General features: G+C 65.1%; 14 protein-coding genes. 5 read left to right on the forward strand and 9 right to left on the reverse strand.

The window, feature by feature from the left end:
* Nucleotides 1-187 precede the first annotated feature (187 nt).
* The 4 genes from AAFF19_RS05515 to AAFF19_RS05530 form a co-directional block, all read right to left on the reverse strand.
* A complete protein-coding gene (locus AAFF19_RS05515; protein ID WP_342721468.1) occupies nt 188-1,216 on the reverse strand; it encodes a bifunctional nicotinamide-nucleotide adenylyltransferase/Nudix hydroxylase in 1,029 nt (342 codons plus the stop codon).
* A 108-nt stretch (nt 1,217-1,324) separates the two neighbouring features.
* The gene (locus tag AAFF19_RS05520; RefSeq protein ID WP_182118189.1) at nt 1,325-3,025 is read right to left on the reverse strand and encodes an NAD+ synthase; all 1,701 of its coding nucleotides are present in this window, start codon (nt 3,023-3,025) and stop codon (nt 1,325-1,327) included.
* A gap of 49 nt (nt 3,026-3,074) precedes the next feature.
* Entirely contained in the window at nt 3,075-4,268 is a 1,194-nt protein-coding gene (gene pncB / locus AAFF19_RS05525; protein ID WP_182118190.1) for a nicotinate phosphoribosyltransferase, read from the reverse strand.
* 46 nt (nt 4,269-4,314) lie between these two features.
* Nucleotides 4,315-5,172: a cysteine hydrolase gene (locus AAFF19_RS05530; RefSeq protein ID WP_182118191.1), complete on the reverse strand. Its 858-nt coding sequence runs from the start codon at nt 5,170-5,172 to the stop codon at nt 4,315-4,317.
* Between the two features lie 131 nt (nt 5,173-5,303).
* On the opposite strand from AAFF19_RS05530, the gene AAFF19_RS05535 reads away from it, so the two are divergent.
* Together AAFF19_RS05535 and AAFF19_RS05540 are read left to right on the forward strand one after the other, a co-directional pair.
* Nucleotides 5,304-5,975: an NUDIX domain-containing protein gene (locus AAFF19_RS05535; protein ID WP_034694287.1), complete on the forward strand. Its 672-nt coding sequence runs from the start codon at nt 5,304-5,306 to the stop codon at nt 5,973-5,975.
* A 162-nt stretch (nt 5,976-6,137) separates the two neighbouring features.
* Entirely contained in the window at nt 6,138-7,379 is a 1,242-nt protein-coding gene (locus tag AAFF19_RS05540) for a diguanylate cyclase (RefSeq protein WP_182118192.1), read from the forward strand.
* A 66-nt stretch (nt 7,380-7,445) separates the two neighbouring features.
* On the opposite strand, the gene AAFF19_RS05545 is transcribed toward AAFF19_RS05540, so the two are convergent.
* The 3 genes from AAFF19_RS05545 to metK all read right to left on the reverse strand — a co-directional run bounded on the left by AAFF19_RS05545 (nt 7,446) and on the right by metK (nt 9,710).
* Entirely contained in the window at nt 7,446-7,898 is a 453-nt protein-coding gene (locus tag AAFF19_RS05545) for a hemerythrin domain-containing protein (RefSeq protein WP_008905231.1), read from the reverse strand.
* A gap of 40 nt (nt 7,899-7,938) precedes the next feature.
* Nucleotides 7,939-8,124, reverse strand: a complete 186-nt coding sequence (locus tag AAFF19_RS05550; protein ID WP_342721469.1) for a DUF1328 family protein — start codon at nt 8,122-8,124, stop codon at nt 7,939-7,941.
* Nucleotides 8,125-8,528: 404 nt separating this feature from the next.
* Nucleotides 8,529-9,710 carry a methionine adenosyltransferase gene (metK, locus tag AAFF19_RS05555; protein WP_342721471.1) on the reverse strand — a complete coding sequence of 394 codons (1,182 nt, stop codon included), beginning with the start codon at nt 9,708-9,710 and terminating at the stop codon, nt 8,529-8,531.
* 132 nt (nt 9,711-9,842) lie between these two features.
* Here metK and AAFF19_RS05560 point away from each other — a divergent pair, with 132 nt between their 5' ends.
* Both AAFF19_RS05560 and AAFF19_RS05565 read left to right on the forward strand, forming a co-directional pair.
* Nucleotides 9,843-10,697: a lysophospholipid acyltransferase family protein gene (locus AAFF19_RS05560; protein ID WP_182118193.1), complete on the forward strand. Its 855-nt coding sequence runs from the start codon at nt 9,843-9,845 to the stop codon at nt 10,695-10,697.
* Nucleotides 10,694-11,563, forward strand: a complete 870-nt coding sequence (locus tag AAFF19_RS05565) for a lipid A biosynthesis acyltransferase (protein WP_182118194.1) — start codon at nt 10,694-10,696, stop codon at nt 11,561-11,563. Before AAFF19_RS05560 ends, AAFF19_RS05565 begins: the two co-directional genes overlap by 4 nt.
* A gap of 49 nt (nt 11,564-11,612) precedes the next feature.
* Here the strand turns inward: AAFF19_RS05565 and AAFF19_RS05570 are convergent, their stop codons facing one another.
* Nucleotides 11,613-12,521 (reverse strand): alpha/beta hydrolase, encoded by a 909-nt coding sequence (locus AAFF19_RS05570; RefSeq protein ID WP_008905226.1) that lies wholly within the window; start codon nt 12,519-12,521, stop codon nt 11,613-11,615.
* Between the two features lie 50 nt (nt 12,522-12,571).
* Nucleotides 12,572-13,333, reverse strand: a complete 762-nt coding sequence (gene yihA / locus AAFF19_RS05575) for a ribosome biogenesis GTP-binding protein YihA/YsxC (RefSeq protein ID WP_182118195.1) — start codon at nt 13,331-13,333, stop codon at nt 12,572-12,574.
* 72 nt (nt 13,334-13,405) lie between these two features.
* On the opposite strand from yihA, the gene AAFF19_RS05580 reads away from it, so the two are divergent.
* Nucleotides 13,406-14,047: a c-type cytochrome gene (locus AAFF19_RS05580; protein ID WP_008905224.1), complete on the forward strand. Its 642-nt coding sequence runs from the start codon at nt 13,406-13,408 to the stop codon at nt 14,045-14,047.
* Nucleotides 14,048-14,066 lie beyond the last annotated feature (19 nt).

Raw genomic sequence — 14,066 nt, forward strand, 5'->3', positions numbered from 1 at the left:
TGAACGGGTAAAAATCCGCTTACAGGCATGAAAAAAGCCGCCAGAATCGTATCCAGGGGTTGCACATACTCCCAGTGTTTTTACATCGGGAAGCAACCGCCACGAGTTGTTGCACGGGGCATGAAGGAGGTGCTGCTTCTTTCTGATAGTGCGACGCACAACTCCTTCAGATGATGCTTTGCAACAATCATGTGATATTCAAGAAGTGGTCCAGCATGTGAAAGTGGTCTTCAAAGAACTCTTCTTCCAGGCAAGCCAGCTGGTCGATGCGCGTCCACTGCACCAGCATCGCGTCGTCATCGGCCTGCACCACCGGGAACGGTGCGTCTGCCAAATCAAAGTAATGCGCATGCGTAATCGTGCGGCCGCGCTGGCTGCGGTCGGGGTGGTCGAACACGGCCACCGACTGCAGCGCGGCGCGCATAGTGGCTTCGGGCAGGTGGCAGTGGGTTTCTTCCACCAGTTCGCGCAGGCATGACTGCCACACGGTTTCGCGCTGTTCGATGAAGCCACCGGGCACGGCCAGCTGGCCCTTGCCGGGTGCGTGTGCGCGGCGGATCAGCAGCACATGGTCCTGGCAGCGCAGCACCGCGTCCACCGTCACGAAGACGGGTGGGTAGGGCGCGGCGGCCCAGGCCTGGCGGTAGCCGCGCAGCATCTGCCACTCCTGCTGCAGCGCCAGGTAGTGCGGGGTCTGCGCAAACTCGGTCAGCGTGGCCAGGGTGCTGGCAGGCATCTGGTCAGCCAGAGGAGCGAGGGCGGACTGCACCGTGTCGGGTGTGGCGCCAAACCAGGCGTCGCGGATGGCGGTGGCGTCAATCGGCCCCTGGCGCTCCACATGGATCAGCTCCCAGCCCGGGAACGCGCTCAGGTAGCCGCTGGTGGCGTCCTTGAAGTGGCCCACCAGACCGATATGCGCACCGGGTGTCGTCAGCCGCGCCACGCCCTGGCGCACGGCCTGCACCCAGACCGCCTCGTTGTAGTAGTCGCGCATGGGCAGCACCACCATGCGGCTGCGGTCGGCCTCGGGCAGCGCATTGCGCAGCATGGCCTCGCGTTCTTGCCAAGTGAAGGGGTTCTTGGGCGAGCGCGCCTGCCAGGCCGAGCCCACCACCACGATGACCTGCTGCGCGCTGTCGAGCGCGCGCTGCAGCAGCGCCATGTGGCCGTTGTGCACGGGCTCAAAACGCCCGATGTAGATGGCGGTATCGACCATGTGTCTCCAGTCGTTGTCGGGTAACTTTTAAGTGTTTTTGGCTTCTAGCGCTTATCCATAAAGCGCTAGCAGCTATCGTTTTAGTAGTGATTTTACCGTGGACCGATTTCACACATACCGCGCTGCAATCGGCATCTGCCGCCCGCTGCCAAAAGCCCGCGCCCGCACGCGCACGATGGGCGGGGCCTGACGGCGCTTGTATTCGTTGCGCGCCACCATCATGCGCACACGGTGCACCAGGGCGCGGCCTGCGTCGTCGGCTTGCAGCTGGGCCACAAATTTCTGAGCCGCCGCGTGCTCCGCGGCAGAAAGGCGGTCGCCTTCGATGAGCAGCTTGAGCACTTCGTCGAGCACAGGGTAGGGCGGCAGGCTGTCCACATCGCGCTGGCTCGGGGCCAGCTCGGCAGAGGGTTCCTTGTCGATGATGGCCTGAGGAATCAGCGCGCGCCCGGCGTGTTCGTTGACGTGGCGCGACAGGGCAAACACCTCCGTCTTGTAGAGGTCACCCAGCAGGCCCAGCCCGCCGTTGGTGTCGCCATACAGCGTGCAGTAGCCCACCGAGATCTCGCTCTTGTTGCCCGTGGTGAGCAGCAGGTGGCCAAAGGCGTTGGAGTATTCCATCAGCACCGTGCCGCGAATGCGCGCCTGCAAGTTTTCGAGCGGCAGGCCTTGCAGCGGTGTACCAAAGCTGGCCTCGAACTGCTGCGCATAGCCCGCCACCAGCTCGGCAATGGGGTGCGTGAAGAGTTGCACACCCAGGTTGCGGCACAGCGCCACCGAGTCATCGACCGAGCCGCTGCTGGAGTAGCGCGAGGGCATGGTGATGCCCACCACGTTGTCGGCGCCCAGCGCCTGCACCGCCAGTGCCAGCGTGAGCGCGCTGTCGATGCCGCCCGAGCTGCCCACCACCACCTGCGTAAAGCCGCAGCGCCGCGCGTAGTCGCGCAGGCCCAGCACGATCTGCTGGCGGTAGAAGTCCATCGGCGGGATGCCCTGCGCTGGCACCGCCGCCGGGCGCTCGCCCTGGGCGGCCCAAAAGCGCCCGCCATCAAACCGCAGGGTGCGTACGTCTTCGGCAAAGCGCGGCGCTTCAAACACGATGCCCGCGTCCGGCTCGGCGGCAAACGACCCGCCGTCATACACCAGCTGGTCGTGCCCGCCTGCCTGGTTGACGTACAGAATCGGCAAGCCGTGGCGGCGCGACGATCCGCCAAACATCTGGTGGCGCTGCTCGCGCTTGCCCACATGGCTGGGGCTGGCGTTGATGCTGATGACCAGGTCGGGCGCGGCATCGCGCAGACGCTCGAACGGGTTGATCACGTAGTCGCCGCCGTGGTCGTTCCAGCCGTCTTCACACACCAGCAGCCCCACCTGCGCGGTACCGACGCGCAGCACCTTGGCCACGTCGGGGCCGGGCTCGAAGTGGCGGCGCTCGTCAAAGATGTTGTACGTGGGCAGCAGCTGCTTGGCGTATTGCAAGCGGACTTGCCCACCCTGCAGCACCAGCAGGCTGTTGTGCAGCTTCTTGCCGGGGCCTTGCGCGGGGGTGGGGGCGCCCACCACCCAGTGCAGTTGTGGCAGCGCGGCAGAGGCTTGCTGCAGCGCTGCCAACCCGGCCGCGATACGTTGCTGGAAGGCGCTTTCCTCCAGCATGTCACCGGGGTAGTAGCCGCACAGCGACAGCTCGCTGAACACGACGAGGTCGGCCTCTTCGCGTGCGGCCTGCTGGGCGGCGGCCACCATGCGGGCCACGTTGCCTTCGATGTCGCCGACGGTGAAATTCAATTGGGCGATGGTGATGCGGAGCATTGCGTTTCCCTTGAGTCTGCAGAGCGGGTCGGAGAGTTTTCTCAGCCACTCAGTTAGCAACGTTGAAGACCTGGCGCAGGTAGGCCAGGTACGTTTCATCGTCGCACAGCGTCTTGCCCGGCGTGTCCGACAGCTTGGCCACGGGCTGTCCGTTGGCGCGCACCAGTTTCATCACGATGTTGATCGGCTTGTGGCCCGGGCCCATGTCGTTGGTGAGGTTGGTGCCGATGCCAAAGCCAAGCTGCGTGCGGTCGCCAAAGTGGCGGTACAGCATGAGGGCGCGCTCCAGGTCGAGTCCGTCCGAGAACACCAGCCGCTTGGTGTTGGCGTCAATGCGCAGCCTGGCGTAGTGCGCCAGGGCTTTTTCGCCCCAGGCCACCGGGTCGCCCGAGTCGTGCCGCAGGCCGTCGAACAGCTTGGCGAAGTACAGGTCAAAGTCAGCGAGAAAGGCGTCCATGCCCACGGTGTCGGTCAGCGCAATCCCGAGGTCGCCCCGGTACTCCTGCACCCAGTCTTCCAGCGCAGCCTTCTGAAAATCGCGCAGCCGCACGCCCAGCGCCTGGTAGGTTTGCAGGTATTCGTGCGCCATGGTGCCGATGGGCACCAGGTTCAAATCGCGCGCCAGCAGCACATTGCTGGTGCCTTTGAACCATTGCGGTGCTTCGCGCGCAAAGGTCTGCACCACCTCGTGCTGCCAGGCCCCGCTGTAGCGGCGGCGCAGGCCAAAGTCGAACAGCTCGAACGGGTGGCGCAGCGTGGCCTGCTGGGCCAGCGCCTGCAGCTGCTGCACCTTGGCGGCGAGGCGCTCACGTCCGCTGGCGAGGGCTGCAGTGGTATCGAAGCGGCGAAAGTACAGCTCGTTGACGATGGCCAGCACAAAGATCTCGAAGCCCATCACATGCACCTGCGGGCCTTGCGCCACGATGTGCAGCTGGTCGCCCTCGGCCCAGGCGCGGATGAAGCTGCGCTGGAATTGGAAGATGCGCAGGAAGTCCACAAAGTCGCTCTTGATGTAGCGCAGGCCGCCCACGTAGGCCAGCTCGTCGGGTGTGAAGCGCAGGGTGCACAGGTGGTCCAGCGCGGCATTCACCTCGGGCAGCAGCTCGGCCAGCGGGTAGGCGGAGGTGTTGCGGCACACAAAGCGGTACTCGCTTTGTGTTTGCGGGTGGCGGTGCAGCAGCGCCTGCCACATCGTGAACTTGTAGAGGTCCGTGTCGAGCAGGCTGGTGATGACGGGGTTCATGCGTTTGCTCCCAATGTTGTAGCTGTTAGCGCTTTATGGATAAGCGCTAGAGGCTCATTTGATTGCTTTTTTCAAGTCGCACGCCCTGTGCGCGCATGCTGTCCAGAAACGCCTGGTGCTGCGCCTCGAACCCGCCCACGGGGCTCATGCAGTCGGTCAGCAGCACGATGTGCTCCGGCCGCGCCCCCGCCTTGAGGCGGGGCAGGTGCTGCAGGATGTGCTCGGTGGTGGCGCGCACGCAGTGGCTGCTGGCTTCGCCGGCAATGAGCAACAGGTCGGCAGTGTCGAGGGCGGCCAGCAGGCGGGTGTTGAGCGCGGTGTCGGGGTCGCCGGCTTCCACCACCTCGGCCTCGATGGCGCTGTAGTGCTCGGTCCAGGGGTTGGTGCCCTTGAACACGTTGTGCACGGCGCGCTGGCGCTGCAACTGCCAGTCGCCACACGCGGCCAGCACCTCGGCATGGATGCCATGGCCCCAGCTGCCAATTTCGCAGTGCACGGGCCAGACCATCAGGGTGTAGCGCCCGCGCGCCTCCAGCGCGTCCAGATAGGCCAGCGTGCGTGGCAGGTGCGCAGGGTGGCGCGGTGCGAATGCACCTGTGCGCACCTGCTCGGCGGTGATGGATGTGAACGGCGCGACCGTTCCGCCATCGGCCTGCTGCCAGAACCCCGGGTGGGCAATGTCGATGCGCTGGTGTGAGTCGAGCGTGACCGTGATGTGGTCGATGCTGGCCGCGTGATGGCGGATGAAGGCGGCCACGCGCTGCATGTCGGCATGGGCGCCAGCCACGGGCAGGCTGGGGGCGGTGCGCGCGCCGGTGAGGGGGTTGGTGGGCTGCCACGCGGCGGGCAAGTCGCAGAAGTCGTTTTGCGGGTCGATCACCAGAAGCTGAATGTTGCGGGCCATGGACGTTCTCCTTTGCAGTGTCACCAGTGTAGACCTGTTAGTAAAAAAAATGAACTAACTAAATCGTAAATTTGTGTTGGCTTGTTTCAGCGTCGTTGGTGTTCGTACAGCTGTGTGACAAACTACCGGCCATGTCAGACACACTCGCCCGCTCTCCCATCTGTACTGTGGACGTGGTGCTGCTCACCCTGCAGCACGGCGCGCTGCAGGTGGCGCTGCTGCGGCGCGAGCGGGCCCCGTTTGCCGGAGCGCTGGCCCTGCCCGGGGGCTACATCCATACCGGGGAAGATGCCGACGCCCAGGCGAGCGCCGCCCGTGTGCTGCGCGAAAAGGCCGGTTTGCAAAGCCCCTACCTCGAGCAGCTGGCTACGTTCTCCGGCCCGGTGCGTGACCCGCGGGGCTGGTCGCTGGCGGTGGCCTACTGTGCGCTGGTACCGCCCGAGCTGCTGGCTGCGGCGCCGCTCACCCTGGTGCCTGTGGCCGAGCTGCCGGCACTGCCGTTTGACCACCGCGCCATGGTCGATGCCGCCGTGGCGCGGGTGCGCAGCAAAAGCCAGTATTCGTCCATGCCCGTGCACCTGTGCGCGGAGCCCTTCACCTTGCCGCAACTGCAGGCCGTGTACGAGGCCGTGCTGGGCGAGCCGCTCAACAAGGTGAGCTTTCGCCGCAAGGTGGAAGAGCTGGCCATGCTGGAGGCCGTGCCCGGCGCGCTGCACAGCGGGGGGGCCCACCGGCCTGCACAGCTGTACCGCGTGCGCCCGGCCTTCCGGCAGCGTCTGTCGCTGAGTGCGCGCGGCCTGTAGGGACGACCCGGGCACAAAGTATTGGACCGGCGCGCCGAAATCTGGCACAAACGCAAACTTTGTGTACCACCAACAGAGTTGCGCGCAGGGCTCACCACAATGGCCGCCGCTGCTGCACCGCCCATAACAGGCCAGGTCGTCACTGGCACCTGAGGGAGATCCATGTCTTTGCGGCTCAAATTCAACCTGGTGCTGGCGGCCGTGCTGATCGCAGCGGCCACGGGTGCGGGGCTTTACGTGCACCGTTTCCTGCAGCAATCGGCCATCGAGGAGGTGCAGCACAACTCGCAGATCATGATGCACGCGGCCATGGCCATCCGGGACTACACCACCGAACTCGTCAAGCCGCACCTCGATGTGACACTGGCCGAGAAATTCCTTCCGCAGACCGTGCCCGCCTACGCCGCCACCGAGACGCTGCGCCGCCTGCAAAGCCGGTTCCCCGGATACGAATACAAGGAGGCGGTGCTCAATCCCACCAACCTGCGCGACCGCGCCAACGAGTGGGAGGAGCGCATCATCGGCGACTTCCGCGAGGGGCGGGTGGACCTCAAGAAGGAGGTAACCGGCGAGGTGGGCGAGGGCATGCACCGCGCCCTGTATGTGGCCCGCCCCATCACCATCAAGCAGGCCCAGTGCCTGGCCTGCCACAGCAGGCCGGAGGCGGCGCCTGCGTCCATGCTCAAGGTCTATGGCGACAAGAACGGCTTTGGATGGCGCATGAACGAGACCGTGGGCATCCAGGTGGTGAAGGTGCCGATGTACTTCCCGCTGGAGAAGGCGCGCCAGACCTTCAACACTGTCATGACGGCGCTGATCGGCAGCTTTGTGCTGCTGTTTGTCGTGCTCAACCTGTCGCTGTCCTCGCTGGTGATCGAGCCCATGGCGCGGCTTAACCGCAAACTGGAAGACCTGGCCACCAAGGACTTCCTGACCGACCTCGTCAACCGCCGGCGGTTCTTTGAGCGGCTGGAGACCGAGATGGCCGACACGCGCATCAAGAAGGGCAGCCTGTCGGTGGTGATGTTCGATATCGACTTCTTCAAACGCATCAACGACACCTTTGGCCATGACTCGGGCGACGTGGTGCTCAAGAGCACGGCGCTGCGCGTGCGCGAGCTGCTGCGGTCGTCGGACTGCGCGGCGCGCTTTGGGGGCGAGGAGTTCATCATCCTGCTCAAGGAAACCCCGGTGGATGCCGCCATGGCCATGGCCGAAGCGGTGCGCGCGCGTATCGCCACCGTGCCATTCGATGCCGTGGGCCATGTCAGCGCCAGTTTTGGCGTGGCGACGTGGGACCACAAGGAAGACAGCCACGCGCTCATCAAGCGTGCCGACACGGCGCTCTACAAGGCCAAGTCCAGCGGCCGCAACTGCGTGGTGCAGGCGGAAGAACCGGTTTGAAGGCCATCGCGCTCATCAGCCCTTGCACGACCCGGTGACAGCCTGGAGGGCGTAGCGGGCAAGGGCTCAGGCCGTGGTGGTCTTGGCCTCTTCGTAATCCGCCTGGTAGCTAACTGCCAAGGCGGTTTTCTGCTTTTCCGTGAGCAGCTTGCCCGCCATCTGGAAGAACTTGTGTTCCTCCTCTTTCAGGTGGTGCTCGACCTTGTCGGCCAGCTTTCTCGCCAGTGGCAACCAGGCGGGGCTGGAGGGCTCGGTCTCCTCCAGCGATTCCACCAGCTCGTCGATCTCATGGTGTTCCGCAATGGCATGGCGCGACAGGTCCACGCCAGCGTCGTGTGCGATCAGGGGCACGTAGAAGTGGCGGTCCTCGGCCAGCGCGTGGGCCGCCAGCTCGGTTTTGAGCTGTTCAAACAGCTCACGACGTTCAGGCGTGTCACCGCTGGTGTTCGTCAACGCCGAATACAGGGCGCGCTGCTGCTCGTGGCTTTCGCGCAGGGCTTCAAAAATGTTGCGTGTCATGGGGTTTTCCAGGTCGGGTTGTTCGGCAGGGCGCCGGGCCTCACTTGAGAGCCTTGCGCGCAGCGCCGATCCCCAGCACGGCCAGCACCACGAACACGACAGCGATCACCAGGAACAGCACGAACAGCACCTTGGCAATGCCAGCGGCCCCCGCAGCCACGCCGCTGAAACCCAGGGCACCAGCCACCAGGGAGATGAGGGCAAAAATGATGGCGTACTTCAGCATGATGGTCGCTCCTTGCAGTGAAAAGGCAGGCAGCGCAGGGCTGCGAAAGGGTGTGCAGGAACGATACCGGGAGGCTGCCGCCAGCGCCGTCAGTGCAGGCGGGCGGTGGGTGTAGGAGAGGGCCGCTGGCGGGCGGTGGTGCAGCGCCAAAAGAAAAGCCGCAATGCGTTGGCGTTGCGGCTTGGAGTTGCTTCAGCGTTGCGGGTGTTTTGGTGTCCGTTCACATCGCTGCCGCGATATGAGTTTCGCCCACGCACGGAAAGCCGAGCGATGCGCGGAGGGCTTACAGCCCTGCTGCCGCACGCAGTGCAGCAGCCTTGTCCGTACCTTGGTCTCCGTTCACATCGCTGACGCGATATGAACTACGCCCGAAGACCGAAAACCGCGCTATAGCGCGGCGGGCTTTACAGCCCGGCTGCTGCGCGAAGCGCCGCAGCTTTATCGGTCTTCTCCCAGCTGAACTCGGGTTCTTCGCGGCCAAAGTGGCCGTAGGCTGCGGTCTTTTCATAGATGGGACGCAGCAGGTCCAGCATCTGGATGATGCCCTTCGGGCGCAGGTCGAAATGCTCACGCACCAGCGCTGCCAGACGCTCGTCCGACACCACGCCCGTGCCTTCCGTGTAGACCGTGATGTTCATGGGCTCGGCCACGCCGATGGCATACGCCACCTGGATCTGGCACTGGCGTGCCAGGCCTGCGGCCACGATGTTCTTGGCCACATAGCGGGCAGCGTAGGCGGCCGAGCGGTCCACCTTCGTTGGGTCCTTGCCGCTGAACGCGCCGCCGCCGTGGGGGCAGGCGCCGCCGTAGGTGTCCACGATGATCTTGCGGCCGGTCAGGCCACAGTCACCTTGCGGGCCGCCGATGACGAAGCGGCCCGTGGGGTTGATCAGGTAGCGCGTGTTCTGCAGCCAGGCCGAAGGCAGAACCGGCTTGATGATCTCTTCGATGATGGCTTCGGTGAACGAAGCCTTCATCCTGGTCTGCGTTTCGCTCTGGTCGGGGTGGTGCTGGGTGGAGAGCACCACGGTGTCGATGCTGTGGGGCTTGCCGTCCACATAGCGCATCGTCACTTGCGACTTGGCATCGGGGCGCAGGAACGGCAGGCGGCCGTCCTTGCGCAGCTGGGCCTGGCGCTCGACCAGGCGGTGCGCGTAGTAGATGGGCGCGGGCATCAGCTCGGGCGTTTCGTCGCAGGCGTAGCCGAACATCAGGCCCTGGTCGCCGGCGCCGGTGTTCAGGTGGTCGTCGGACGCGTGGTCCACGCCCTGGGCGATGTCGTTGGATTGCTTGTCATAGGCCACCAGCACGGCGCAGCCTTTGTAGTCGATGCCGTAGTCGGTGTTGTCGTAGCCGATGCGCTTGATGGTGTCGCGCGCCACCTGGATGTAGTCCACGTGGGCGTTGGTGGTGATCTCGCCTGCCAGCACCACGAGGCCGGTGTTGGTCAGCGTTTCAGCGGCGACGCGGCTGCGGGGGTCCTGTTTGAAGATTGCATCGAGAATCGCGTCCGAGATCTGGTCGGCCACCTTGTCGGGGTGGCCTTCGGAGACGGATTCCGAGGTAAAGAGAAAGTCGTTCGCCATTTGAATAAACTCCTGTGTTCCGGCATTTGGGGCGTTGCCCTCACCCCGAAGGAGATCTGGCGAACGCTTTAGCAGATTTTTTTAACGTCGCCCTGCAAGTTGCTCATTTAACTCAGCGACCCCGTCATTTTAATGCCAGTCGTCTTCCGATTCTTTTCCGTATTTCCACTGTGGTTGCTGCATGTCATGGGTGCTGCCATGGGCTGGGTGGCGTTTGTCGCATCTCCCACGTACCGGCGCCGGTTCCTCGCCAACTCGGCGCGTGCTGGGTACGGGTTCGGCGATGTGCGTGCCGCCGTGGCCCACGCCGGCCGCATGGTGGCCGAGCTGCCGCGCCTGTGGCTGGGCGCCGCCATGCCCTGTGCCCTCACGGGCGAAGCCTGCGTGGAGCAGGCGTATGCCGCTGGCCGCGGCATCGTCTTTCTCACCCCGCACCTGGGGTGCTTTGAACTCTCGGCCCAGGCCACTGCGCGCCGCTGGGGCGCGGAGCGCGGACCCATCACCGTGCTCTACCGCCCGGCGCGCCAGGCCTGGCTGGCCAAGGTGATGGAGACCGCGCGCAACCGCCCCGGCATGCTGGCCGTGCCCACCACGCTGGCCGGTGTGCGCCAGATGATCAAGGCGCTGCGCCGCGGTGAGGCCGTGGGCCTGCTGCCTGACCAGGTGCCGCCTGAGGGGCAGGGCCAGTGGGCACCTTTTTTTGGGCGCGACGCATACTCCATGACGCTGGCTGCGCGCCTGGCGCAGCAGACCGGTGCGGCCGTGGTGCTGGCGCGTTGTGAGCGCCTGCCGTGGGGGCGCGGCTACGTCACGTATTACGAGCCGCTCGCTGCGCCGCTGTCCGCCGACATGGGCCAGGCCGTGCTGCAGATCAACCAGGGCATGGAGCATCTCATCCGCCAATGCCCCGATCAGTATCTGTGGGGCTATGGCCGCTACAAGCAGCCGCGGGGCGAGGCCGCTCCGGCAGCGGGGGCCGCAGCATGACGGGCCGGCTGGGTGTGTGGTTCATGCGGGTGCTGGCGTTGCTGCCGCTGCCGGTGCTGCGCGGCATGGGCTGGCTGTTGGGGCAGGTGGCGTTTGTGCTGGTGGTGCCCCGGCGCAAGGTGGCGCTGCGCAATCTGGCGCTGTGTTTTCCAGACTGGACCGAAGCACGCCGCCGCGCCGTGGCACGGGCCAGCTTTGTGGCGTTCTGCCAGACCTGGCTGGACCGCAGCTGGCTGTGGGCCGCGCCGCGTTCGGTGGTCGAGCAGCGTGTGCGCTTGACGGGCGCGGTGCACGAGCTGGAAGGCGACACGCCCACCATTTTGTTTGCGCCGCATTTCTATGGCATGGACGCGGGGGGCCTGGCCTTGCCGCTGCGCAGCAGCCGTGCGTTCACGTCCATCTTTGCCACCCATCCCGATCCGGCGGTGGACGCCTGGTTCATGGCGGGGCGCCAGCGTTTTGGCGACGTGCGTATGCTCAACCGCGCCGATGGTGTCAAACCCATCATTGCCAACCTGCGCAAGGGTGGCCTGCTGTACCTGCTGCCCGACATGGACTACGGGCGCAACGATTCGGTGTTTGTGCCGTTCTATGGCGTGACGGCAGCCACCATCCCCTCGCTGTCGCGTTTTGCGCGGCTGGGGCGTGCCAAGGTGGTGGGCGTGTATTCGCGCATGACGCCCACCGGTTACGTGGCCGAGGTTTCCCCCGCCTGGGCCAACTACCCCACCGACGATGCCGAGGCCGACACCGCCCGCATGAACCGCGAACTGCAGGCCGTGATCGACACCATGCCCGAGCAGTACTACTGGGTGCACAAGCGCTTCAAGACACGGCCCGAAGGCGAGCCGTCCGTTTACGGCTGAAAATTCAGGTCGAAATGGCTGCTAGCGCTTATTTGGCAGGCGCTACTAGCTATAATTTTGATTGCAAAAACCGCTGCAAATCCTGGGCCACGCGCTCAGGGTGCTCGTGCACGATCCAGTGCGATGCCTGCTCTACCTGCCGCAATTGCAACTGCGGCACCCAGCCCGGCAGGCCGTCGAGCAGACCGGGCAACAGGGCGGGGTCGTCCATGCCCCAGAGCACCAGTGTGGGCATATCCACCGTCAACATCGACTCGGGCAGGGTGATGGCCTGCGCGCCCGGGTCTCCATCGCGGGGTGGGCGCAGGGGGCTGGCGCGGTAGTAGTTGCAGGCGCCGGTCAGGCCCTGCTGCCACAGGGCGCGGTACTGGGCGCGTACGCTGTCGGTCAGCCATGCGGGGACGCTGCCGTCGGGGGCGTTGAAAAAGGCGAACAGGCGGCGGAAGTCGTCCTCGGCCAGCAGGGCCTCGGCGTCGGGCCTGCACAAAAAGTGCATGTACTGGCTGCCTGCCTGTTGCGCGGCGTTATGAGACAGCTCGCGCACAAAGGCACCCGGATGGGGGGAATTGATGATGGCCAGCCGCTTCATCCGCTGCGGCTGCTGGTTGGCCAGGTTCCAGGCCACGGCGCCGCCCCAGTCGTGCGCCACCAGGCATTCCAGAGCGCCACCAGGGCATTCGTGGGCTATCAGCGCGGCCAGGTCCTGCACCAGATGCCTGGCGCGGTAGGCATCGACCTCGGCCGGGCTGCTGGACGGACCGAACCCGCGCAAATAGGGTGCCACGCAGTGGTAGCCGCCGTTCTCGGGGCGGGCAAAGTGCGCTAGCTGCTCGTCCCAGATGAACGCGCCCTCGGGGAACCCGTGCAGAAACAGCAGCACGGGGCGGCCTGCCACGCCGCTTGTACGGCAGTGCAGGGTGGTGCCGTGGGGCAGGGAGACAACGCGGTCTTGGATCATGGCGCTACGCATTTGATAGCTGTTAGCGCTTGATGGATAAGCGCTGGGGGCTAATTTGACTCAATATCCTCAGAACCATCGGGCGGCGGGGATGCATCTGCGGGTGCCGGGTCGCCATCGGCATCGGCATCGGCAGGGGCTTTTACCGGGTGCGCCCATTGCCACAGCAGCTGTGCCACCTCGTCCACGCCTTGTTTCTTGAGGGCCGAGAACATCTTCACCTCTCCGCCGCCGGCATTCAGTCGCGTAATCGACAGCACCTTGGCCTGCTCGGCCCGCGTGAGCTTGTCGGCCTTGGTCAGCACGATGAGGAACTTGAGGCCTTCTTCCACACGGGGGCGCACCACTTCGAGCAGCGCCTCATCGAGCTCGGTCAGGCCCAGGCGGGGGTCGCACAGCAGCACGATGCCGGTCAGCCCCGGGCGGCTGACCAGGTAGTTCACCATCACCTGCTGCCAGCGCACCTTGTCCGAGCGCGACACGGCCGCGTAGCCGTAGCCGGGCAGGTCGGCCAGCACCGCGTCCATCACGCCCTGCTTGCCCAGCGAGAACAGGTTGATGTGCTGGGTGCGGCCGGGCTTCTTGGAGGCAAAAGCCAGCTGTTTTTGCTGGGTGAGCGTGTTGATGCAGGTGGACTTGCCCGCGTTGGAGCGGCCCACAAAGGCAATCTCCGGCACGTCGATGGGCGGCAGGTGGTGCAGTTGCGCCGCCGTGGTCAAGAACTTGGCGGTGTGCATCCAGCCCATGGCGGTCTTGGCGTCGGGTGCGGGCGGAAGGGAGCCAGCAACTGGCGCGGAAGAGGGTGTCGTCATGGGGGTTTGGGAGAGAAAGAACCGTCATTGTAGAATCGCGAGGTTTTGCGCACCTCAACACAGACCCTCGATATGAAGTTGCTCGCCTCTTTGCTGACGGCTGCCGTACTGGCAGCACCTGTTTTCTCGGCCTATGCAGCGGGTGAAACTCCTGCGGTGCCTCCCAAGGCGGCCAAACCGGATCTCGTCAAGGGCGAGGCCAGCTACACCGCAGTGTGTGCCGCCTGCCACGGCGCCGATGGCAACTCGGCCATCGCTGCCAACCCCAAGTTGTCGCAGCAGCACCCTGAATACCTGGTCAAGCAACTGCAGGAGTTCAAATCGGGCAAGCGCAACAACGCCGTCATGAAGGGCTTTGCCATGGCCCTCACCGATGACGACATGAAGAACATTTCGTACTGGGTGGCCTCCAAGGCGGCCAAGCCCGGTTTCGCCAAGGACAAGGACCTTGTCACGCTGGGCGAGCGCATTTACCGCGGCGGCATCGCTGACCGCCAGATTGCGGCCTGTGCTGGCTGCCACAGCCCCAACGGTGCCGGCATTCCGGCGCAGTACCCCCGCCTGTCGGGCCAGCACGCCGACTACACGGCAGCCCAGCTGGTCATGTTCCGTGACGGATCGCGCGGCAACAGCGCGCAGATGACCCAGGTGGCCGCCAAGCTGAACGACAAGGAAATCAAGGCCGTATCCGACTACATCGCCGGTCTGCGCTGATCCTTTCGTGTCAAAAGCG

Origin of the sequence: Acidovorax sp. FHTAMBA (assembly GCF_038958875.1) — a bacterium.
Taxonomy (GTDB): domain Bacteria; phylum Pseudomonadota; class Gammaproteobacteria; order Burkholderiales; family Burkholderiaceae_C; genus Acidovorax.

Coding starts and splice junctions, on each gene's coding strand:
- AAFF19_RS05515 (WP_342721468.1), bottom strand. CDS start 1,216: ATGGTCGATACCGCCATCTACATCGGGCGTTTTGAGCCCGTGCACAAC.
- AAFF19_RS05520 (WP_182118189.1), bottom strand. CDS start 3,025: ATGCTCCGCATCACCATCGCCCAATTGAATTTCACCGTCGGCGACATC.
- pncB (WP_182118190.1), bottom strand. CDS start 4,268: ATGAACCCCGTCATCACCAGCCTGCTCGACACGGACCTCTACAAGTTC.
- AAFF19_RS05530 (WP_182118191.1), bottom strand. CDS start 5,172: ATGGCCCGCAACATTCAGCTTCTGGTGATCGACCCGCAAAACGACTTC.
- AAFF19_RS05535 (WP_034694287.1), top strand. CDS start 5,304: ATGTCAGACACACTCGCCCGCTCTCCCATCTGTACTGTGGACGTGGTG.
- AAFF19_RS05540 (WP_182118192.1), top strand. CDS start 6,138: ATGTCTTTGCGGCTCAAATTCAACCTGGTGCTGGCGGCCGTGCTGATC.
- AAFF19_RS05545 (WP_008905231.1), bottom strand. CDS start 7,898: ATGACACGCAACATTTTTGAAGCCCTGCGCGAAAGCCACGAGCAGCAG.
- AAFF19_RS05550 (WP_342721469.1), bottom strand. CDS start 8,124: ATGCTGAAGTACGCCATCATTTTTGCCCTCATCTCCCTGGTGGCTGGT.
- metK (WP_342721471.1), bottom strand. CDS start 9,710: ATGGCGAACGACTTTCTCTTTACCTCGGAATCCGTCTCCGAAGGCCAC.
- AAFF19_RS05560 (WP_182118193.1), top strand. CDS start 9,843: ATGCCAGTCGTCTTCCGATTCTTTTCCGTATTTCCACTGTGGTTGCTG.
- AAFF19_RS05565 (WP_182118194.1), top strand. CDS start 10,694: ATGACGGGCCGGCTGGGTGTGTGGTTCATGCGGGTGCTGGCGTTGCTG.
- AAFF19_RS05570 (WP_008905226.1), bottom strand. CDS start 12,521: ATGATCCAAGACCGCGTTGTCTCCCTGCCCCACGGCACCACCCTGCAC.
- yihA (WP_182118195.1), bottom strand. CDS start 13,333: ATGACGACACCCTCTTCCGCGCCAGTTGCTGGCTCCCTTCCGCCCGCA.
- AAFF19_RS05580 (WP_008905224.1), top strand. CDS start 13,406: ATGAAGTTGCTCGCCTCTTTGCTGACGGCTGCCGTACTGGCAGCACCT.